Annotated in this window: 24 protein-coding genes and 1 pseudogene; 16 read left to right on the forward strand and 9 right to left on the reverse strand. The window is 68.9% G+C overall.

The features are described from left to right. Positions 1–177 precede the first annotated feature (177 nt). From mmsB to OXS27_RS19825, 7 genes are all read left to right on the forward strand, one after another. Entirely contained in the window at positions 178–1071 is an 894-nt protein-coding gene (gene mmsB / locus OXS27_RS19795) for a 3-hydroxyisobutyrate dehydrogenase (RefSeq protein ID WP_243924783.1), read from the forward strand. Then, positions 1068–1847: an enoyl-CoA hydratase gene (locus OXS27_RS19800; RefSeq protein WP_243924782.1), complete on the forward strand. Its 780-nt coding sequence runs from the start codon at positions 1068–1070 to the stop codon at positions 1845–1847. The genes mmsB and OXS27_RS19800 overlap by 4 nt, the downstream gene beginning before the upstream one ends. A gap of 14 nt (positions 1848–1861) precedes the next feature. After that, on the forward strand, positions 1862–2299 hold the full coding sequence (locus OXS27_RS19805; protein WP_267358345.1) for a hypothetical protein: 438 nt from the start codon (positions 1862–1864) through the stop codon (positions 2297–2299). 44 nt (positions 2300–2343) lie between these two features. Next, on the forward strand, positions 2344–4077 hold the full coding sequence (locus tag OXS27_RS19810; RefSeq protein WP_243924780.1) for an AMP-binding protein: 1734 nt from the start codon (positions 2344–2346) through the stop codon (positions 4075–4077). Positions 4078–4149: 72 nt separating this feature from the next. Beyond that, entirely contained in the window at positions 4150–4386 is a 237-nt protein-coding gene (locus OXS27_RS19815; protein WP_243924779.1) for a hypothetical protein, read from the forward strand. A gap of 208 nt (positions 4387–4594) precedes the next feature. After that, positions 4595–5206, forward strand: coding sequence for a transglutaminase-like cysteine peptidase (locus tag OXS27_RS19820; RefSeq protein WP_267358362.1), 612 nt, complete (start codon positions 4595–4597; stop codon positions 5204–5206). A 136-nt stretch (positions 5207–5342) separates the two neighbouring features. Further along, complete coding sequence (locus tag OXS27_RS19825) at positions 5343–5669, forward strand: hypothetical protein (protein WP_267358346.1); 327 nt, start codon at positions 5343–5345, stop codon at positions 5667–5669. Between the two features lie 102 nt (positions 5670–5771). On the opposite strand, the gene OXS27_RS19830 is transcribed toward OXS27_RS19825, so the two are convergent. Genes OXS27_RS19830 through OXS27_RS19845 form a run of 4 tightly spaced genes read right to left on the reverse strand, consistent with a single transcriptional unit; the run spans position 5772 to position 8529 of the window. Further along, on the reverse strand, positions 5772–6248 hold the full coding sequence (locus OXS27_RS19830) for a low molecular weight phosphatase family protein (RefSeq protein ID WP_243918689.1): 477 nt from the start codon (positions 6246–6248) through the stop codon (positions 5772–5774). Positions 6249–6271: 23 nt separating this feature from the next. Further along, positions 6272–6754: a UPF0262 family protein gene (locus tag OXS27_RS19835; RefSeq protein ID WP_243918691.1), complete on the reverse strand. Its 483-nt coding sequence runs from the start codon at positions 6752–6754 to the stop codon at positions 6272–6274. A gap of 10 nt (positions 6755–6764) precedes the next feature. After that, positions 6765–8060 (reverse strand): histidinol dehydrogenase, encoded by a 1296-nt coding sequence (gene hisD / locus OXS27_RS19840; protein WP_267358347.1) that lies wholly within the window; start codon positions 8058–8060, stop codon positions 6765–6767. 19 nt (positions 8061–8079) lie between these two features. Beyond that, positions 8080–8529 (reverse strand): DUF2948 family protein, encoded by a 450-nt coding sequence (locus OXS27_RS19845; protein WP_243918694.1) that lies wholly within the window; start codon positions 8527–8529, stop codon positions 8080–8082. A 208-nt stretch (positions 8530–8737) separates the two neighbouring features. On the opposite strand from OXS27_RS19845, the gene OXS27_RS19850 reads away from it, so the two are divergent. Then, a complete protein-coding gene (locus OXS27_RS19850; RefSeq protein ID WP_267358348.1) occupies positions 8738–9136 on the forward strand; it encodes a hypothetical protein in 399 nt (132 codons plus the stop codon). Between the two features lie 26 nt (positions 9137–9162). Here the strand turns inward: OXS27_RS19850 and OXS27_RS19855 are convergent, their stop codons facing one another. The 3 genes and pseudogenes from OXS27_RS19855 to murA all read right to left on the reverse strand — a co-directional run bounded on the left by OXS27_RS19855 (position 9163) and on the right by murA (position 11264). Continuing rightward, positions 9163–9591 (reverse strand): XRE family transcriptional regulator, encoded by a 429-nt coding sequence (locus OXS27_RS19855; protein ID WP_243918698.1) that lies wholly within the window; start codon positions 9589–9591, stop codon positions 9163–9165. Next, positions 9588–9892, reverse strand: a pseudogene (locus OXS27_RS19860) (type II toxin-antitoxin system HigB family toxin). Before OXS27_RS19860 ends, OXS27_RS19855 begins: the two are co-directional and overlap by 4 nt. Before the next feature lie 82 nt (positions 9893–9974). Further along, entirely contained in the window at positions 9975–11264 is a 1290-nt protein-coding gene (gene murA, locus OXS27_RS19865; protein ID WP_267358349.1) for a UDP-N-acetylglucosamine 1-carboxyvinyltransferase, read from the reverse strand. Between the two features lie 578 nt (positions 11265–11842). On the opposite strand from murA, the gene hemA reads away from it, so the two are divergent. The 8 genes from hemA (at position 11843) to OXS27_RS19910 (ending at position 18833) form a co-directional block, all read left to right on the forward strand. Beyond that, positions 11843–13138 carry a 5-aminolevulinate synthase gene (hemA, locus tag OXS27_RS19875; protein WP_243918703.1) on the forward strand — a complete coding sequence of 432 codons (1296 nt, stop codon included), beginning with the start codon at positions 11843–11845 and terminating at the stop codon, positions 13136–13138. A 407-nt stretch (positions 13139–13545) separates the two neighbouring features. Next, positions 13546–14343 carry an inositol monophosphatase family protein gene (locus tag OXS27_RS19880; RefSeq protein ID WP_243918705.1) on the forward strand — a complete coding sequence of 266 codons (798 nt, stop codon included), beginning with the start codon at positions 13546–13548 and terminating at the stop codon, positions 14341–14343. Between the two features lie 70 nt (positions 14344–14413). Then, entirely contained in the window at positions 14414–14959 is a 546-nt protein-coding gene (locus tag OXS27_RS19885) for an adenine phosphoribosyltransferase (protein ID WP_243918707.1), read from the forward strand. Positions 14960–15127: 168 nt separating this feature from the next. Further along, on the forward strand, positions 15128–15262 hold the full coding sequence (gene rpmH / locus OXS27_RS19890; RefSeq protein ID WP_039893469.1) for a 50S ribosomal protein L34: 135 nt from the start codon (positions 15128–15130) through the stop codon (positions 15260–15262). Positions 15263–15324: 62 nt separating this feature from the next. Beyond that, positions 15325–15921 (forward strand): ribonuclease P protein component, encoded by a 597-nt coding sequence (gene rnpA, locus OXS27_RS19895; protein WP_267358350.1) that lies wholly within the window; start codon positions 15325–15327, stop codon positions 15919–15921. After that, complete coding sequence (gene yidC, locus OXS27_RS19900; RefSeq protein ID WP_267358351.1) at positions 15911–17764, forward strand: membrane protein insertase YidC; 1854 nt, start codon at positions 15911–15913, stop codon at positions 17762–17764. The genes rnpA and yidC overlap by 11 nt, the downstream gene beginning before the upstream one ends. A gap of 41 nt (positions 17765–17805) precedes the next feature. Continuing rightward, on the forward strand, positions 17806–18459 hold the full coding sequence (yihA, locus tag OXS27_RS19905; protein WP_243918719.1) for a ribosome biogenesis GTP-binding protein YihA/YsxC: 654 nt from the start codon (positions 17806–17808) through the stop codon (positions 18457–18459). After that, positions 18456–18833, forward strand: a complete 378-nt coding sequence (locus OXS27_RS19910; RefSeq protein WP_267358352.1) for a DUF423 domain-containing protein — start codon at positions 18456–18458, stop codon at positions 18831–18833. Before yihA ends, OXS27_RS19910 begins: the two co-directional genes overlap by 4 nt. A gap of 308 nt (positions 18834–19141) precedes the next feature. On the opposite strand, the gene OXS27_RS19915 is transcribed toward OXS27_RS19910, so the two are convergent. After that, complete coding sequence (locus tag OXS27_RS19915) at positions 19142–19816, reverse strand: metallophosphoesterase family protein (RefSeq protein WP_267358353.1); 675 nt, start codon at positions 19814–19816, stop codon at positions 19142–19144. A 155-nt stretch (positions 19817–19971) separates the two neighbouring features. After that, positions 19972–20619: an RraA family protein gene (locus OXS27_RS19920; RefSeq protein WP_267358354.1), complete on the reverse strand. Its 648-nt coding sequence runs from the start codon at positions 20617–20619 to the stop codon at positions 19972–19974. Positions 20620–20621 lie beyond the last annotated feature (2 nt).

Consider the following 20621-nt stretch of genomic DNA (forward strand, 5'->3'; position numbering starts at 1 on the left):
AGCCTCGCCTTCTCCCACCCACGCCCTCATCCTGAGGCGCCGGAGCGAAGCGGAGGCCTCGAAGGAGGGCTCCAGGGATCACGGCGACGTCTGGAGGGCTCCTTCGAGGCTCGCTGCGCTCGCACCTCAGGATGAGGACGCGGGTGGAAGAAACGGACGACAACAAGGGAGGACGGGATGGCGCAGACCATCGGGTTCATCGGTCTCGGCAACATGGGCGGCCCCATGGCGGCCAACCTCGTGAAAGCCGGTCACACGGTGCGCGGGTTCGATCTGGTCCCGGCCTCTTTGGAGACCGCCCGCGCCGCAGGAATCACCGTGACAGGATCGGCGCTGGAGGCGGCCGAGGGTGCGGACACCGTCATCACCATGCTGCCCGCCGGGCGGCACGTGGTCGAGGTCTGGACCCAGCTCGCCGAGGCCGTGCCTGCAGGCACGCTGCTGATCGATTCCTCCACCGTCGATGTCGAGAGCGCCCGCCGGGCCCATGCGCTGGCCGAGGCGCGGGGCTGCCCGTCCATCGATGCGCCGGTCTCCGGCGGGACCGGCGGCGCAAAGGCCGGCACGCTGACCTTCATGGCCGGGGGCGCCGAGGCCGCCTTCGCCAAAGCCGAGCCGCTGCTCAAGACGATGGGCAAGAACGTGTTCCATTGCGGCGCGGCCGGGGCCGGGCAGGCGGCCAAGATCTGCAACAACATGATCCTCGGCATCTCGATGATCGGCGTCAGCGAGGCCTTCGCCCTGGGCGAGAAGCTCGGCCTGTCGCACCAGGCACTCTACGACGTGGCCTCGGTCTCCTCGGGCCAGTGCTGGTCGCTGACCACCTACTGCCCGGTGCCGGGTCCGGTGCCGACCTCGCCGGCCAATAACGACTACAAGCCGGGCTTCGCCGCAGCGCTGATGCTCAAGGATCTCCGCTTGGCTCAAGCGGCGGCGCTCGCCGCGGGGGCTGCGACGCCGCTCGGCGCCGAGGCCGCGCAGGTCTACAGCCTGTTCGCGGGCGGCGGCCACGGGGGTGAGGACTTTTCCGCGATCATCCGTATGCTCCGCGGGCAGGGAGGCGAGTCGTGAGCGAGACCTACGAGACGATCCTGACGGAGACGCGCGGGCGCGTCCTGCTGATCACCCTCAACCGGCCGAAGGCGCTCAACGCCATCAACGCGCAGCTCACCCGCGAGGTGATCCAGGCGGCGACCGCGGCGGATGCCGATCCGGGGATCGGCTGCATCGTGCTGACCGGCTCCGCGAAGGCCTTCGCGGCCGGCGCCGACATCAAGGAGATGCAGCACGCCACCTACGCGGAGATGTACGCGGGCGACCGGTTCGGCGACTGGGACCGCTTCGTCGCCGTGCGCAAGCCGATCATCGCCGCGGTGGCGGGCTACGCGCTGGGCGGGGGCTGCGAGCTCGCCATGATGTGCGACATCATCCTGGCGGCCGACAATGCGCAGTTCGGCCAGCCCGAGATCAAGCTCGGCGTGATGCCGGGGATCGGCGGCAGCCAGCGGCTGACGCGATTCGTCGGCAAGGCGAAGGCGATGGAGATGTGCCTCACCGGCCGGATGATGGACGCCGCCGAGGCCGAGCGCTCAGGGCTCGTCTCCCGGGTGATCGCGGCCGACCAGCTCCTCGACGAGGCGATGAAGGCGGCCGAGACCATCGCGTCGATGTCGCTGCCGATCGCCATGATGACCAAGGAGGCGGTCAACCGCTCCTACGAGACCACGCTGACGGAGGGCATCCGCTTCGAGCGGCGGGTATTCCATGCCATGTTCGCCACCAAGGATCAGAAGGAGGGCATGGCCGCCTTCGTGGAGAAGCGGCCGCCCCGGTTCGAGAACACCTGAACGGGCAGAAGGCCATGGATGTCCTGGACCACGATTCGGAACTCCGGTTCGAGATGGCCTTCCCCCGCGCGATCGTCGCCCAGAAGGCGCGCGGGCGCGAGGAGACCATCAACGAGCACTTGGTGAAGCTGCTGGCCTTCGACGTCGCGCCGGAGACGCAGGCGGTCTGGCGGAAGGAGCTGGCCCGTCATTTTCGGTTCCTGGCGGCCCTACGGGTCAAGCCGGGTGCGAGCCTGATCCCGGCCCGGGATTGGTGGACGTGGCTCTATGCCGACCCGTTCGAACACAATGAAGCCGGCTATACGGCTGGTCTGATTGCCCTGAACGCCGACGATTTCACCCGCAACGGCCGCAGCGCCGGGGCGATCGCCGGGCAAATCGGCGAGTTCCACACCGGCATGGTCCAGCGCCTCGCGCGCGGCGAGGCCGGCGAGGATCTGATCCCGGCCTGAAGAAGCCGGGGCAGGAGAGACAACGACAAGGAGGGGGAACGACCATGCCGAGCTTCCAGGAGGCCCGCGATCTTCTGCTGGCCCACCGCACCGATTACGCCGCCGCCATCTCGGCCTTCGCGTGGCCGGAGCCGGTTCCGTTCAACTGGGCGCTCGACTGGTTCGACGCGGTCCTCGCAGGCCCCGAGAGCCGCGACCGTGCCGGTTTGCGGATCGTCGAAGCCGGCAGCGGCGCCGAGCAGAGCCTGACCTTCGGCGAGCTTACCCGGCGCTCCAACCAAGTCGCCAATCACCTGCGCCAGCGTGGCCTGAAGCGCGGCGACCACCTGCTCCTGCTCCTCGGCAACGTTCCGGCCCTCTGGGAGACCATGCTGGCGGCGATGAAGCTCGGCGCCGTGGTCATCCCGGCGACCACCCTGCTGACCGCCGACGAACTCGCCGACCGCCTCGCCCGCGGCCGCCCCCGGGCGATCGTCGCTGGGCCGGAGCAGATCGCGCGCTTCGCCGGTCTCGACACGGGGGATGCGATCCGCATCGTCACCGGCCCCGCGACGGAGGGCTGGGGCGCGTATGACGACGCGTTCGGGTCGCCCGACACCTTCGCGCCGGACGCGCCGACCGGGGCCGAGGATCCGCTGCTCCTCTACTTCACCTCCGGCACCACCGCGAAGCCGAAGCTCGTGCGCCACAGCCACCGCTCCTACCCGGTCGGGGCGCTCTCGACCATGTACTGGCTCGGGCTCCAGCCCGGCGACATCCACTGCAACGTCTCCTCGCCGGGCTGGGCCAAGCACGCGTGGTCGTCGTTCTTCGCCCCCTGGAACGCGGGCGCGACGATCCTGGTGATCAACCAAGCACCGTTCAACGCCGCCGCGCTGCTGACGCAGCTGGAGCGCACCGGCGCGACCACGCTGTGCGCGCCACCGACGGTCTGGCGGATGATCATCCAGGAGGATCTGACCGGGAAGCGACTCGCCCTACGCGAGGTCTGCGCGGCCGGCGAGCCGCTGAATCCCGAGGTGATCGAGCGCGTGAAGACCGCTTGGGGCCTCACGATCCGCGACGGCTACGGCCAGACCGAGACCACAGCGCTGATGGCCAACTCACCCGGCCAGCCGGTGGTGCCCGGGGCGCTGGGCCGTCCCCTTCCGGGCTATCGGGTGCGCGTGCTCGACGCCGATGGCCAGCCGGCCTCCGAGGGCGAGGTCTGCCTGGAACTGGGGGCGCATCGCCCCGCGGGCCTGATGCAGGGCTATGACGACGGCCAGGGCCACCTGTCGGGGGCGGAGGGCGACCTCTACCGCACCGGCGACGTGGCCTTCGTGGACGGAGAGGGCTGCTTCACCTTCGTCGGCCGGGCCGACGACGTGTTCAAATCCTCCGGCTACCGGATCAGCCCGTTCGAGCTGGAAAGCGTGTTGATCGAGCACCCGGCGGTGGCGGAAGCCGCGGTGGTCCCGGTGCCGGATCCGATGCGCCACACGATCCCGAAGGCCTACGTGTCGCTGGTGGCCGGCGCCTCCGCCGGTCCAGAGACGGCCCTCGACATCTTCCGCTTCACCAACGCGCGGCTCGCGACCTTCAAGCGCCTGCGCGGGCTGGAATTCGTCACGGAGCTTCCCAAGACCATCTCGGGCAAGATCCGCCGGGTGCAGCTGCGCCGCCTGGAGCATGCGGGCATCACCGAGGATCCGCATCGGGGCCGGGCCTACACGCAGACGGATTTTCCCGAGCTGAAGGGCGAGGCGGAGCGCAAGCTCGACCAGACAGCGGGGTGAGGCGGCAACCCTTGCCGTCGCGTCTCGCGGCGCTCAGGTTATGAGTATCGGAACGCTTGCGAATCAGGGCCGATGGCCGAGACCTCTACGCCGGACTCTCTCGATCTTGCTGAGCAGATCACACGGGTTTTCCGTGCGATGGACGAGTCACAAAAATTCGTCGCCGAGCAGAAGACGCTGATGGCCGAAGCTGCGAAGCTTGAGCGGGAGCGGGCGCTCGCCCCGTGGAAGGTCGCCCTGGCCGGGATGACGGCGGGTGCTGCCTTCTTCGGAGCCGGCGTCGCCTTCGTGAAGCTCCTCGGCCCCTGAACGAACCCTCAAGGTTTCCGCTTCCCGAAGCCGATCCTGCGGATTTGCCGAGCTTCCCAAGCCACCCGTCGACGCTGTCACGCAGGACCTCGGGCGCGTCGGCGAATCGATAAAATTGCGCGCATCGCTTTCAGCGCCGCGGAGGCTCTGCGGCGCAATTCTGGCCTCGACAACGGGGACGGGTTCGATGGGCGCGGGGCTTTTCAGGATGGTTCGGGGGGCGCTGGCCGGTGCTGCGGCGCTGCTCGGTCTCGCCGCCACGGCCGAGGCCCAGACCCTCGCCAGCCTGCCCACGGAGGTCGGCGGCACGACCCTGGGCGATGCGAAGCCGATCGCGGCCTGGGTGACGTTCTGCCAGGGCTACGCCTCCGAGTGCGTGGTCGATCGGACCGAGCCGGCGCGTATCAGCCTGACGCCCGCCACCTGGGCGACGATCGTGTCGGTCAACCGGCGGGTCAACAAGGCGATCGAGCCGATGACCGATCAGGACCACCTGCACGTGGCCGACCGCTGGGACCTGGCCGAGGACGGCATCGGCGACTGCGAGGACTTCCAGCTGCTCAAGCGCCACCTGCTGGCCGAGGCCGGGCTGCCGCGCCGGGCGATGCGCATGACCGTGGTGATCGACGAGAAGGGCGAGGGCCACGCCGTGCTGACCCTGATCACCGACCGGGGCGATCTGGTGCTCGACAACAAGACCAACGCGATCCTGCCCTGGCACAAGACCGGCTACGTGTTCATCAAGCGCGAGAGCCAGGATGCGGTCGCCTGGGTGTCGCTCGGCGGCGTCACCTCCCCGGTCACGACCGCGAACCGCTGAGACGGCTCTCGACGGGACCCGAGCGGTGACAACCAGGCCGGTTTTTAAACGGTGGTTCCGCGGCGGAGCAGGGTGCGTGTTAACCGGGCGCTAACCGCGTCTGCGGCACTCTGGTCAGGTCCGGAGTGTCTGATCGATGCCGCAACCCCGCGTCTTTTCGCCGGTTCCGCTCCTGATGGCCGTGCTCGTCGTCGCGATGGCCTGCCCGGCGCAGGCGACGGGCGAGACCGCGACGCGACACGCTCTGTGGCGCGACTGCCTCGCCCGCAACTACCGGATCCAGTCCGTGCTCACCGCACGGGATCTCGCGGCGGATGCCGCCTTTCAGGCCTGCCGGGCCCCCGAAGAGGCTTATCTCGCCGCACTGACGGGTTCTCCGCTCCTCGACGACGAAGACGTCGCCCGCGCCCGGCCGCTGCTGGCTGGCCGCATCCGCGCCTGGCTGATCAGCATTCCCGGCTAAAGCGCGCTCTGCCGAAGTCGCTTTCGGTTCGGCGGAGGAGAGCGCGCCTCACCAGTGGTGCCTGCATGCCCGTCTCCAGAAGCGGGCAAGCAGCCGGGCCTGTCATCGCTCAGCCTTCAGACGGGCCTTGATCCGCCGGGTCAGACCATCGCGGACATCTCGGTAAGCCTCGAGTCTCTGCTCGCGGGAGGCTTCCTGCACCAGCGTCGGGTCCGCGGTCGGCCAGTACTCGACATCGGCCGCGAGCGTGTGGGTCAAGGCGAGCGCCCGGTGATGCGCCTCCGGCGCGAGGGTGATGATCAGGTCGAAGTTCAGACCCTCCCAATCCTCCAACTCCTCGATGGTGCGGGGGCGGTGCCGGCTCGCGTCGATCCCGATCTCGTCGAGGGCCGCGATCATGAATGGGTCGGTGGGCTCGCCGGAGCGTACCCCGGCCGACTGAACGTAAGTCGACTTGCCGAAATAGGCGCGCGCGATCGCCTCCGCGGCCGCCGAGCGCACGGCGTTGTAGTTGCACATGAACAGGACGGACTGGACCCGCCGCTTCTTCGGAGTGGTTTCTGGAGGGGGCTCCGCCATCGCCGGTCGGCGCGGAAGGCGCCCTAGCCCTTCCAGTGCAGGGCGAAGATCAGGGTGAACAGGCGGCGCGCCGTGTCGTGGTCGAGATCGACCTTGCCCTCGAGGCGGTGCTTGAGCGTCTCCGACGCCTCGTTGTGCAGGCCCCGCCGGCCCATGTCGATCGCCTCGATCTGCGAGGGTGAGGCGGTGCGGATCGCGTTGTAGTAGCTCTCGCAGATCATCTCGTAGTCGCGGATCACCCGCCGGAACGGCGTCAGCGACAGGAGGTGCGTGATCACCGGCTCTCCGTCCACCGTGGTGATCGCGAAGGACAGCTTGTTCTCAACCAGCCCCAGCGTCAGCGCATAGGGCCCCTCCCGACCCGGGATGGTGAAGGCATTGTCTTCCAGGATGTCGAACAGCGCGATCGCCCGCTCGTGCTCCTGATCCGGGTTGCCGCGGGCGATGGAGGCCTCATCGAGGCTCACCTTCGCGAGGCGGTTCGGCCCACGCTGCTTCTCCGCCATCCCCATCCCTTCACAGGTTCAACCGGATCGCGACGGAGCGGGCATGCCCCTCCAGGCCCTCCGACCGGCCGAGGCTTATCGCCGCCGGGCCGAGCGCCCGCAAGCTCTCCGGCGTGCAGGCGAGAATCGTGGTCCGCTTCATGAAATCCAGCACCCCGAGCCCCGACGAGAATCGGGCCGAGCGCGCGGTGGGCAGGACGTGGTTCGGACCGCCGACGTAATCGCCGATCGCCTCCGGCGTGTGCGAGCCAAGGAAGATCGCCCCTGCGTTGCGGATCTTGGCGGCCAGCGCTTCGGCATCCTGCGTCTCGATCTCGAGGTGCTCCGGTGCGAGCCGGTCGACGAGGGGCACCGCTTCTTCGAGATCGTGCACGCGCACGATCGCGCCGTAGTCGCGCCAGCTCGCGCGGGCGATCTCGCGGCGGGGGAGGGTTGTCAGCGCCCGCTCGACGGCCCCCTCGACGGCCCCGGCGAGTTCGGCGCTGTCGGTGATCAGGATCGCCTGGGCGGCCACGTCGTGCTCGGCCTGGGCCAGGAGGTCGGCGGCGATCCAGTCCGGGTTGGCGTGGCCGTCGGCCAGGATCAGCACCTCGGAGGGACCGGCGATCATGTCGATGCCGACCTGACCGAACACCCGGCGCTTGGCCGCCGCCACCCAGGCATTGCCGGGGCCGACGATCTTGGCGACCGGCGCGATGGTGGCGGTGCCGTAGGCGAGGGCGGCCACCGCCTGAGCGCCGCCGACCCGGTAGACTTCGTGGACGCCGGCGAGCTGCGCGGCGGCGAGCACCAGCGGGTTCATCTGACCGTCCGGGGTCGGCACCACCATGACGACGCGTGGTACGCCGGCGACCCGGGCCGGGAGCGCGTTCATCAGCACCGAAGAGGGATAGCTCGCCGTCCCCCCCGGGACGTAGAGGCCGACCGATTCCAGCGCCGTCCAGCGCCAGCCGGCGGTGACGCCGAGCGCGTCGGTGGCGCGGTGATCGGTCGGCCTCTGGGCGGCGTGGAAGCTTTCGATCCGCTCGGCGGCGAGGCGCAGGGCGTCCAGGGATTCGGACGGGCAGGCCTCGACCGCCGCGGCGATTTCCGCCTCGGTCACCCGGAGGTGAGCGGCCGCGAAGTCCGGGCCGAGCCGGTCAAAGCGCCGCGTATAATCCACCAGGGCGTCATCGCCCCGGGCGACGACGTCACCGATGATGCCGCGCACGGCCTCGTCCACGTCCTCGGCGATCTCGCGCTTGACCGTGAGGAGCCGCGCGAAATCGGCGGCAAAATGCGGATCGCTGCTATCGAGCCGGACCATCAGACTTCTCCGTCTCCTGTCAGGCCGCTGTGCCGGGGGCCACGTCCGGCCGGTCGACATCGTGGCCGGGTCGTGTGGCTGCCTCCCAGACCGGGCCGAGATCCTTCATCCGGACCTCGATGCACTCGACCTCCAGCCGCACCGCCGCCCCCCCGGAGAAGACGAGATCGATCAGGCCCGAGGGCGTGTCGGTCGGCGTGAAGGTCAAGGCGAGCAGGCTCATGGGCATCGCGTCGTCCTGGCTGAGACCCCGCGTCTTCACGGCTAGGACGCGCTCGATGTGCAGCCCGGCCAGCCGCCGCCGGGGCGGCACGTCGGGCGTCCAGTCGAAGCGCCGGGCGACCATCAGGAACCGCTGCTCGCCGGCGAGGTAGGTCAGATCCTCCGGCCGCAGGATCGCGTCCTGAAGATGCGCGGAGATCACGGTCAGGTCCTCGGCGTCGAGGGCGGCGAGCCTGAGCAGCTCCATGACAGGGTCCTCGGGAACACGGGATGCGCGGGTGGGAGAGCAGCGGGGGCGCAGAGCGGGAATGCGCGGCAGGGCGTAGGTAGCGGCACCACCCCGCCGGGGCAACGGCCGCAGCCATGATCACGATCCCACCGCGACGTCACCGCGGCACAGGTTCGCGCCAGCACCGGCGCGCAGGATCCCGACCGGCGAGTCGAGGCAGGATGGGATGGACAAGCGGATCACGCATGCGGCCTTGGCCGCCCTGATACTGGCTATGCCGCTCGCCGGCCCGGCAAGCGCGCAGGTCGGGCCGGATGCGAACGTCTACATGTATGGGGAGTCCGGGCCGGGCCGCTACGAGTACGCGCCCAGGCTGCGCCACCGGCCCCCGCCGCCGCCGGCGGACGATGACTGGAACATGCCCCCTCCGCCGCCGCCCCCTCCGCCGCCCTACGGCGCCTATGATCGACCCCGGTATCGGGACCCCGACGCGCGCCGCCGGTGGGACGACAGCAGCTGCATCACATCCCGCGGGACCTGCCCGGCGCCGGCCAGGCCGCCCGGCGCGTCCTGCGGCTGCGAGATCCCGGGCTTCGGCTACAAGCGTGGGCAGATCGGCGACTGAAGGGATCCGGCCGGCCGGGCGCTCGCTCAGGCCGCGTCGTCTTCCAGGCGGTAAGGGGCTGCGAGCAACGCGATCGGCAGGTTCCAGGCCGCGCTGATCGCCCGGATCTGGCCCAGGCTCAGCGCCCGCTTCCGGTTCAGGATCTCGGATGCGCGCGCCCGCGAGCCAAGCAGGTGGGCCAACTCGCTTTGCGAGCGGCCCATATCGGTGATGGCGAAATGCAGGATCTCGACCGGATCGGCCGCCGCGATCGGGAAATTCTGGTCTTCGTAGGCGGCGATCAGAGTTAAAAGAACCTCGAATCGGTCGCCGTCGGGTGTCCCGACGGCGGGCTCCTGCGTGAAGTAGCGATCGACTTCCGCGAGCGCCCAGCGGTGATCCGCAGGCGTGCGGATGGGTCTGACATTCTCAACCGGTCTTGCCTGCTGCGTCGTATCCGCGGTTTCCTGCATCATCTGACCTCCACGATGAGCGGATCGACGGAATCGTACTCGCTGTGGGTGCCGATGAACTTAATCTGGCACGCCTTGTATGTGTAAGACACTCTGACGATCAGACGGTATTTGTTGCCGCCTATATCGAAGATGACTCGATTGTCGCCGATAGATCGACTGAACTGCCGAACGCCGATTTGATGCCGGCGGGGCCGGTCCACTGCGCCTTCGTAACCTGATCGTACCACGTCCTGAGTGGCACCTCCGACCGAGGATACCGCTTCCAGAAAGCCACCAGGGCGGAGCGCGCTACGACGTTCACACCCGAAAGCTATCTTGTTCCCGCCTTGGGAACAAGACGTTGCGTAAGGCGTGTTGCGTCGTCAGCGGAGGGCAGGTCGGCTTCACGCCCGCACCCGCTCGATCTGCGCGCCGCAGCGGCCGAGCTTGGCCTCCAGGGCCTCGAAGCCGCGGTCGAGGTGGTAGACCCGGTTGATCTGGGTCTCGCCCTCGGCGGCGAGCCCGGCGATCACCAGGGACACCGAGGCGCGCAGGTCGGTGGCCATCACGGGCGCGCCCTTCAGCCGCTCGACGCCCTCCACGATGGCGAGGTCGCCGTCCAGCCGGATCTTCGCGCCGAGGCGGGCCAGCTCCTGCACGTGCATGAACCGGTTCTCGAAGATCGTCTCGCGGATATGCGACTGGCCCTTGGCGAGCGTCATCAGCGCCATGAACTGCGCCTGCAGATCGGTGGGGAAGCCCGGGAACGGATCCGTGGTGACATCGACCGCCGCGATGCCGGCGCCGTTGCGGCGCACCCGGATGCCGCCCTCGACCGAGCTGATCTCGGCGCCCGTCGTGGATAGGACGTCGAGTGCCGCGTGCAGCAATTCGGCCCGGGTATCCTTGAGCACCACGTCGCCGCCCGCCATCGCCACCGCCATGGCGTAGGTGCCGGTCTCGATCCGGTCGGGCAGCACCGCGTGCCGGGCGCCGCCGAGCCGCGCCACGCCCTCGATCTCGATATGGGGCGTGCCGGCGCCGCGGATCTTGGCGCCCATCTTGTTCAGGCACTCGGCGAGGTCGACCACCTCGGGCTCCCGGGCGGCGTTCTCGATCACCGTCGTGCCGTAGGCCAGCGCGGCGGCCATCAGCGCCACATGGGTGCCGCCGACCGTCACCTTGGGGAAGGCGATCTCGGCGCCACGCAGGCCGTTCTTCGTGCGGGCGACCACGTAACCCGCGTCGATCTCGATCTCAGCGCCGAGCTTTTCCAGCGCCATGAGCAACAGATCGACCGGCCGGGTTCCGATGGCGCAGCCGCCCGGCAGCGAGACCTTCGCCTCCCCGAACCGCGCGAGCAGGGGGGCGATCACCCAGAAGCTCGCCCGCATGGTCGAGACCAGCTCGTAGGGTGCGGTGGTGTCGATGACGTTGGACGCATTGAGCCGGATCGTCTGCCCGGTCTCCGTCGTCTGCCCCGGGCGCTTTCCGACCACCATGTGGTCGACGCCGTGATTGCCGAGGATCCGCGTCAGCGCCGCGATGTCGGCGAGCCGCGGCACATTGATCAGCTCCAGCGTCTCGCCGGTGAGCAAGCTCGCGATCATCAGTGGCAGCGCCGCGTTCTTGGCGCCCGAGATCGGGATGATGCCGTTGAGCGGCACGCCGCCGATGATGTGGATGCGGTCCATGGTGTGTCCTCGGGCGGCGCGCCTCCTGGCGCGCGGCCGGTCGTAATCCTCGCGGGCGCCGCAGCGCCCAGACTTGGCCGTGGCCTATAGACCGGATTTGTCGGAATCAGGACCGCTCGAGTCGGCGTTATTCCCGCGGGTCTGATCCGCGTCGGCCGCCGGCTGTGCCTCGGCGCGTCCCCGGCCCTGCATCTTCCGGCGCCGTAGATTCTCCCGGAGTGCGGCCTTCAGCCGTTCGGCGCGGACGTTCTTGCCGTCCGTCACCGCGCGACCCTTCGTCGCCGGGAAGACGGGGGAGACCCGGCGCGGCGAAAAACGCCGGTGGCGAAGGACGAGAGAGGGAGGCGCAAGGAATGGGCACCCTATTGAGGCGTACGAGACCGGTGCAACGCTAGCGCGTTCGGCCCGCCCTCTCAACGGATGCAGGGCAGAGATGCCGGAACCTTACCTTGAACCAATTCCAGATCCGCGCGTATCTTGCCCCCTCACGCGAAGGACTGACCGAGGCCGGACCTTGATCGCGGGACCCCGGCGCCAGATGGCGCTGCCCGCGCGGCCGAACACGCGAAGGACGCTCGATGACCGTGACCCGGATGCCCAGCCCGATGCTCGCCCCCACGGGCTCGACGCGCGCCAGGTCCGGCTACGAGCGCTACTTCCGCGGCGCCCTCGATCAACTCCACGGTGAGCGTCGCTACCGTGTCTTCGCCGATATCGAGCGCATCTCCGGCCGGTTCCCGACCGCCAAGTGGCGCCAGCCCGACGGCAAGACCGCCGAGATCACCGTGTGGTGCTCCAACGATTATCTGGGCATGGGCCAGCACAAGGAGGTGGTGGCCGCCATGACCGAGACCGCCGCCCGCTGCGGCGTCGGCGCGGGCGGCACCCGCAACATCGCGGGCAACAACTCGCCGCTGGTCGATCTGGAGCGCGAGCTGGCCGACCTGCACGGCAAGGAGGCCGGCCTCGTCTTCACTTCGGGCTACGTCTCCAACCAAGCCGGCATCTCGACCATCGCCAAGCTGATCCCGGATTGCCTGATCCTGTCCGACGCCTTCAACCACAACTCGATGATCGAGGGCGTCCGCCACTCGGGATGCGAAAAGAAGATTTTTCGGCACAACGATCTCCAGCATCTGGAGGCGCTGCTGCGCGAGGCCGGTGACCGGCCCAAGCTGATCGTGTTCGAGTCGGTCTATTCCATGGATGGCGACGTGGCGCCGATCGGCGCGATCTGCGACCTCGCCGATCGCTACGGGGCGATGACCTATCTCGACGAGGTCCACGCGGTCGGCCTTTACGGGGAGCGCGGTGCCGGCATCGCCGAGCGTGACGGAGTGATGCACCGGGTCGACGTGATCGAGGGCACGCTGGCCAAGGGTTTCGGCTGTGTCGGCGGCTACATCACGGCCTCGGCGGCGATCTGCGACGCGGTGCGCAGCTTCGCGCCGGGCTTCATCTTCACGACCGCGCTGCCCCCCGCGGTGGCAGCGGCCGCCCGGGCTTCGGTGCGCTACCTCAAGCGTTCGAGCGTCGAGCGCGAGGCGCACCAGCGCCAGGCAGCGGCCACCAAGGCGGCGCTCAGCGCGGCGGGTCTGCCGGTGCTGGAGACCGAAACCCACATCGTCCCGGTGATGGTTGGCGACGCGGAACTGTGCAAGGCGGCGGCCGACCACCTGCTGGAGCGCCACGCGATCTACATCCAGCCGATCAACTACCCGACCGTGCCGCGCGGCACCGAGCGCCTGCGGATCACGCCCTCGCCCTTCCACGATGCGGCGCACATCGCGCGCCTGGCGGCGGCGCTGACCGAGACCTGGGAGACGCTGGACCTGCCGCGGGCCGGGACGGTGTTCGTCGAGGCGGCGGAGTAGTTTTTTCCGAGATCTCGACGCAGCCGACAAAGCGCGATCGACCCCCTCTCCCGTGCGGGCTAGCGGATTTACACTTCTCGGTCTGCGCCAACGCTTTGAAAGACGAGCGCTTTTCCCTCTCCCCTGCGGGGAGGGGTCAGGGGTGGGGGTAATTCAGGAATAGGCGCAGCGGTGCCTTCTGCACCACCCCACCTCCAAATCCTCCCCGCAAGGGGGGGAGGGCGCATCGCGGCCCGTGAAACGGGAATATCGTAAACCCCCGCGGGAGGGGGGACCCGCGCCGCGCCGGCCATCCGATGCAGCTTGTCCGCGCCGGCACCCCGCCCATCTCCCGCCCCCATCTCGTCTTTTCCGGCGCGCCCCTGTAACGAAGGCGCCAACCCGTCCTCGCGAAAAGTCTCGAAGAAATGATCTCCTCACCCCTCATGACCGTGATGGTCGATGCCGTGCGCAAGGCCGCCCGCGGTCTGCGCCGCGACTTCGGCGAGGTCGAGAACCTGCAGGTCTCGCGCAAGGGCCCGGGCGACTTCGTCTCGGCCGCCGACCGCAAGGCCGAGGAGGTGGTGCGCGACGCCCTGATGAAGGCGCGCCCCGGCTACAGCCTCGTGCTGGAGGAGAACGGCCTCATCGAGGGCACCGACAAGAGCCACACGTGGCATGTCGATCCCCTCGACGGCACCTCGAACTTCCTCCACGGCGTGCCGCATTTCGCGGTCTCGGTGGGTCTGGAGCGCGAGGGCCAGATCGTGGCCGGCGTGATCTTCGATCCGATCAAGGACGAGCTGTTCGTGGCCGAGCGCGGCAAGGGCGCCTATCTCAACAACCGGCGCCTGCGCGTCTCCGGCCGCCAGGACATGACCGACGCTCTGGTGGGCTACGGCACACCCTATCTCGGTCGCGGTAGCCATCCGCGCCTGCTGCGCGAGCTCGGTGCCGTCATGGCGGTGGCCGGCGGCACCCGCCGAATGGGTTCGGCGGCCCTCGACCTGGCCTATGTCGCCTGCGGGCGCCTCGACGCCTACTGGGAGCGCGACCTCCAGACCTACGACTTTGCCGCCGGCGTGATCCTCGTGCGCGAGGCGGGCGGCTTCGTGACCTCGGCGGACGGTGCGGCCGAGCCGCTGGCGCCGCGTTCGGTCGCTGCCGGCAACGAGGGCCTGCACCGGGAACTCGTCGCCCTCCTCAAGAAGGTCCAGGCGGCCTGAGTCGCAGAAAACTGGTCAGGGCGTCGGGCTTCTGCTTTAAGCCCGCGGTTCCTCACGGAAGGCCGAACGCATGGAAGCCCGCCGCCACGTCGCGCTGAAGGAGTCGATCCGCTCGATTCCCGATTATCCGAAGCCCGGCATCATCTTCCGCGACATCACCACCCTGCTGAGCGACCCGCGGGCGTTTCGGCGGGCGGTGGACGCGCTGGTCCACCCCTACGCGGGCGGGCAGATCCAGCAGGTCGCCGGCATCGAGGCGCGGGGCTTCATCCTGGGCGGCGCCATCGCGCACCAGCTGTCCTCGGGCTTCGTGCCGATCCGCAAGAAGGGCAAGCTCCCGCACAAGACCGTCTCGATCGCCTACGCGCTGGAATACGGCACCGACGAGATCGAGATTCACGTCGATGCGGTGAAGCCCGGCGACAAGGTGCTGCTGGTCGACGACCTGATCGCCACGGGCGGCACCGCGACGGCGGCCGTCAATCTGCTCCAGAAGATCGGCGCCGAGATCGTGGCGGCCTGCTTCGTGATCGACCTGCCCGAGATCGGCGGCGCGCAACGCCTGCGCGATATGGGCGTCGAGGTGCGCACCCTCATGCAATTCGAGGGTCATTGAGCCCCGCGAAACGTTGACTTCGCCGGACCCATCCGCCATAAGCCCGCCACTCGCGACGTGGCGCCCCGCCTCGGCGCCCTTCGTGTTTTTAAACAACCAGGACGCGTGAAGGTCGAGTGCAGCATCAGCTGCCCGCGAGCGCGCCTCGACCTTTGAAGGCTCTGAGCCATGAAGAGAACCTACCAGCCGAGCAAGCTCGTTCGTAAGCGCCGCCACGGTTTCCGTGCGCGCATGGCCACCGCCGGTGGCCGCAAGGTGATTGCACGCCGCCGCGCCCACGGCCGCAAGAAGCTGTCGGCCTAAAGGCCGGATAGCCCTTCGCGGCCGTGCCGCGGGGGATGGGATTGGCCGGGATCGGACCATCGATGGCGACGATCGAGCGGCTGACGAAACGACCCGACTTCCTGGCGGCGGCCGAGGGGCGCCGCTTCCACACCGAGCGGATGAGCGCCCAGGGCCGTCTCCGGCCTGCGGACGGACCGCCCGGCCTCCGGCTCGGCTTCACCATCACGAAGCGGGTCGGCCACGCGACGGAGCGCAACCGCATCCGCCGTCGCCTGCGCGCCGTCGTGGCCCTGGTCGCGACCGATCTCCCGGGCGACCTCGCGTGCCTGCCGGCCGATATCGTGCTGATCGCCCGCCGCCCCGCGCTCGACGCGCCCTTCGAGACCCTCGCCGAGGATCTACGGCGCGCGCTCCCCACGGTGACGCGCCTGGCCGCCCCCCGGCCGCCCGGCCAGGGCCGCGGTAAGCGATCTGGCAAATCTGGCGATCGGCCTTCCACGACCACACCTCTCCCGCTCGATGCGGGCCAGCCCGCGCCGTCCGGCCAAGCCGACATCGGCCCGTCGTATGGGCGCGGCAGAGGTCCTCGAATCACAGGCGCGCGCGGGTCCGATGCGACCGGCGCCCGCCCTGACGTCACTCCGAACGCGTGCGGCGGTGTCCCTGATGGGCAATGACAAGACGAACATGTTCGTGGCCATCGGCCTGTCGCTGCTGGTGCTGCTCGGGTGGCAGTACTTCGTGGCCGGCCCGCGCGTGGAGCAGCAGCGGCTGATCGAGGCGCAGAACAAGGCCGCGCAGCAGCAGCAGCCCCCGGGCGTGACCCCGGACGGCGTGCCCTCGCCATCCCCGAAGGAGGGCGGCCCTGCCGCGCCGGTCCCCGGTACGCTGCCGACCGCGCAGGGTGGACCTGTCTCCCGTGAGGCGGCGCTGACCCGCTCGCCGCGGATCCGGATCGAGACCCCGGCAATCTCGGGCTCGATCGCCCTCAAGGGCGGCCGCGTCGACGACGTGTCGCTGAAGAACTACCATGAGACCATCGATCCCAAGAGCCCCGAGATCGTGCTGTTCTCGCCCGCCGGGACCGAGACGCCTTATTACGCCGAGTTCGGTTGGGTCGGCGCCAACGCCGGACCGCTGCCCACCAACGACACCCTCTGGACCAGCGACGGCAAGACGCTCTCCCCCGGCATGCCGGTGACCCTGACCTGGGACAACGGCGCCGGCCTCGTCTTCAAGCGGGTCATCGCGGTCGACGACAAGTACATGTTCACGATCCGGGACGAGGTCGAGAACAAGGGCTCGGGCGAGATCACGCTCTACCCGTACAGCCTGGTCTCCCGCTGGGGTAAGCCGCACACTCAGGGCTACTACGTCCTGCATGAGGGCATGATCGGCTATCTCGGCAACGACGGCCTGCAGGAATTCACCTACGACAAGCTCGCCAAGGAGGGCGCCTACGGTGGCGCCAACACCAAGGGCAAGGCCTGGACCGGCGTGAGCGGCGGTTTCGTCGGCATCACCGACAAGTACTGGGCGGCAGCCGCGATCCCCGATCAGGACACGCCCTATACCGGCGCCTTCACTGACCGGACCGACGGCACCACCAACGTCTATCAGGCCAGCGTGCGCGGCGACGCCGTGAACCTAGCCGCCGGCGCATCGGCGACCGCGACGCAGCGGCTGTTCGCCGGCGCCAAGGAAGTCAACGTTATCAACGGCTACGAGAAGGACCTCGGCATCAAGCACTTCGATCTGATGATCGATTGGGGCTGGTTCTTCTTCATCACCAAGCCGATGTTCCGGGCTCTGGATTTCTTCTACCACCTGTTCGGCAATTTCGGCGTCTCGATCCTGGTGGTGACCTTCTGCCTGAAGCTGCTGTTCCTGCCGATCGCGAACCGGTCCTACGTCTCCATGGCCAAGATGAAGGCCGTGCAGCCGGAGATGGCCGCCATACGCGAGCGGTACAAGGACGACCGCATGAAGCAGCAACAGGCCACGATGGAGTTGTACAAGAAGGAGAAGATCAACCCGGTTGCCGGCTGCTGGCCGGTGTTGATCCAGATCCCGGTCTTCTTCGCGCTCTACAAGGTGCTGTTCATCACCATCGAGATGCGCCACGCGCCGTTCTTCGGCTGGATCCACGATCTCGCGGCTCCGGATCCGACGAGCATCGTGAACCTGTTCGGCCTGCTGCCCTTCCCGGCGCCCGACTTCGTCCATCTGGGTGTCTGGCCGCTGATCATGGGCGTGACCATGTTCGTGCAGATGAAGATGAACCCCGCGCCGCCGGACCCGGTCCAGGCGCAGATCTTCACCTTCATGCCGATCGTGTTCACCTTCATGCTGGGCTCGTTCCCCGCCGGCCTCGTGATCTACTGGGCCTGGAACAACACCCTGTCGGTGACGCAGCAATACATCATCATGCGCCGCAACGGCGTGAAGGTGGAGCTGTGGGACAACCTGCGATCGACGTTCCGGCGCGGTGGCACCAAGACAGCCGCATCCAAGAGCTGACGGGCCAGGGCTGACCGGCAACAGCTGACGGACGACACATCGTGACCGAACCAAACGACGACGCGGCCGACCTCACCGAGGCCGGTCGCCTGCTCTTTGCCGGCGCCGCCGACTTCTACGCGGCTGCCCAGGTCCTCGACCGCATCCCGCCCATGGAGGGCGTCGAGATCGCCTTCGCGGGGCGTTCGAATGTCGGCAAATCGAGCCTGATCAACGCGCTGACCGGGCGCAACACCCTGGCGCGGACCTCGCACACGCCGGGGCGGACGCAGCAGCTCAACTTCTTCCGGATCGGCGAGCGCCTGTCGCTGGTGGACATGCCCGGTTACGGCTACGCGGCGGTCGAGAAGGCTAAGGTCGAGGCCTGGACCCGGCTGATCCATGCCTATCTGAAAGGTCGGGCCAACCTTGCCCGGGTGTTCATGCTGATCGACGCCCGGCACGGCTTCAAGTCGATCGACACCGACGTGCTCGACGGGCTCGACAAGGCCGCGGTGAGCTATCAGGTCGTGCTGACCAAAGGGGATTCCCTCAAGAAGGGCGAAGTCGCCGCCCGCATCGCCGGGATCGAGGCGGGGCTCGCCAAGCGCCCGGCCGCCTATCCGCAGGTGATCCTGACGTCGAGTCGCGACGATGCCGGCGTGCCGGAGCTGCGGGCGGCGATCGCCAAGCTCTTGGTGGAGCGCGGCGTGTGAGGGCTTCGGGGATCGACCGCGCGCTCGTTGCGCTCGCCTGCCTCGCCGGTCTGCTCGGGGTCGCGCTCAGCGCCGCCGCCGCGCACATCCCCGGGGCCGATTCTTTGAAGACGGCAGCGCAGTTCCTGCTGTTCCACGCCCCCGCGATCCTGGCGCTGATCGGGCTCGGTGCCGCCGGGCTGACGCGGCCGGGTCTTGCCAGAGGCGCGGCGGGGCTGCTGGTCCTCGGCCTGATCCTGTTCTGCGGCGACCTCGCGGTGCGCACGTGGCTCCTGCATCCGCTCTTCCCGATGGCTGCCCCCACCGGCGGTTTCGCGTTGATGGGGGGTTGGCTCGTGGGGTTGCTGTGCGCGCTGGTGCCGGTGCCGACCTGAGCTGACGAGTCCTCTGTCCAGTCGTGTGATCGGCTCCGACGTATCGTGTCGCGTCGGTTTGCCTGGCCCTTTTCCCGGACGCTTGGAGCACATTCGACCCGGGATTCGAGCAGACACCGTCGCGAAGCGTCGATCCGGATCACCCGTGCCGCTGATGCGGCGCTTCGCATGATGGATCTCGTCCCGGGTTTCGCTGTCGCTCCTCCTGTCCGAGAAACGGCGCTCGTCTGGCTGATCTCATGGGCCGCCACCGGCCCGACAGTCAGGCGAAGACCGCCTCGGCCTCGTTCCGAGCCGATAAGGCTTAATCAAGCCGCTCTCACCTGCAGAAAATCCACCGCGGATCCCTGCATCTCGGAAAAGACCCCGGCCGTCAGTGCGCCGCCATAGACAGCGCCGGTGTCGAGGTTCGTCCGGAACCGGCGCCGTTCCGGGCGGCCGTTGCGCTGGGGCGTGTGTCCGTGCACCACGTGCCGTTCGAAGTCGTGGTCGCTCTCCAGGAACGGCTCGCGGATCCAGAGGCGGTTGTGCTCGTCCGGATCCGGGATATCGGCCCCCGGCCGGAAGCCGGCATGGACGTACCAGCGTGCCGCGTCGGCGTGTAGCGTCGGCAGCCCCTCGATCCAGTCGAGGGTGTCGCGTGGCAGGTCGGCGACCTCGTGCGCGCCGAACGCGTCGAGCGTCGCGTCCCCGCCGTTATACAGCCATCGCTCGGCGGCCTGTGGCGTGTGGAGCGCGTCGAGCAGCATGCGCTCGTGATTGCCCATCAGGCAGGTGACGCGTTCCGGCTCGGCCCAGCAGAGGCGGCTGAGGGTGCGCAGCACCTCCGCGCTATCAGGGCCCCGGTCGATGTAGTCCCCCAGGAAGACGAGCTTATGAGCGCGGTCGCCGGCATGGTCGGCGATCCGCTCCAGCAAAGCGTCGAGCAGGGCTGTGCAGCCGTGGATGTCGCCGATGGCGTAGGTGAGGGGTCCGGAATCCATGGCGTCATCGTCCACCCGGGCGGTCCGGGCCGCAAGTCCGGATCGGAAACCCTGGATGTCCCGGTGGGGATTAGGCTATTCCGCGCGCCGACGAACCGGAACGGCGCGGCCGACGCTCTGGCGGGGCTGGCCGGTGCCGATCAGGTGGGACCGCCTCAGCCGTTCGAGGGCCGGGCGTAGCGCCCATCGTAGCGGCCGGACCGGATCAGTGCGAGGACTTCCGCCTCCCGGGCCGCCTGCGCGCGCACCGCCTCGCGCAGGCTCGGGACGATCCCGGGCGGAAAGGTAACGACCCCGTCGGCATCGCCCACCACCACGTCGCCCGGGTTCACCGTCCAGCCGCCGATGCTGACGGGCAGGTTGGTCGCGCCGGGTCCCGTCTTGAATGGCCCGCGCGGCGTCGCGGCGCGGGCGTAGCAGGGGAAATCGGCACCGGCGAAGGCCTCGGTGTCCCGCACCGCCCCATCGACGACGAAGCCCGCGATGCCGCGGCTCTCGGCGATCGCCTTCATGATGTCGCCCACAAGTGCCCGGCTGCTGTCCCCGCCGCCATCGACCACGATCACATCCCCGCGACGGGCTGCCTCAAGGGCCTGATGGATGGCGAGGTTGTCGCCCGCCCGAACCTGTACGGTGAAGGCCGTGCCGATCAGCTGACCGCCGCGATGGAACGGGCGCAGACCCGACAGGACCGGCATGCGGTCGAGACAGTCGCTGATTGTCGCCGTGGCGACCCCGCGCAGGGCGGTGAGCAGGCCGGGATCGACGGCATGCGGGAGCGGGTGGTGCGTCACGGCTGTCATCG

This window comes from Methylobacterium sp. GC_Met_3, assembly GCF_026540775.1.
Classification (GTDB): domain Bacteria; phylum Pseudomonadota; class Alphaproteobacteria; order Rhizobiales; family Beijerinckiaceae; genus Methylobacterium.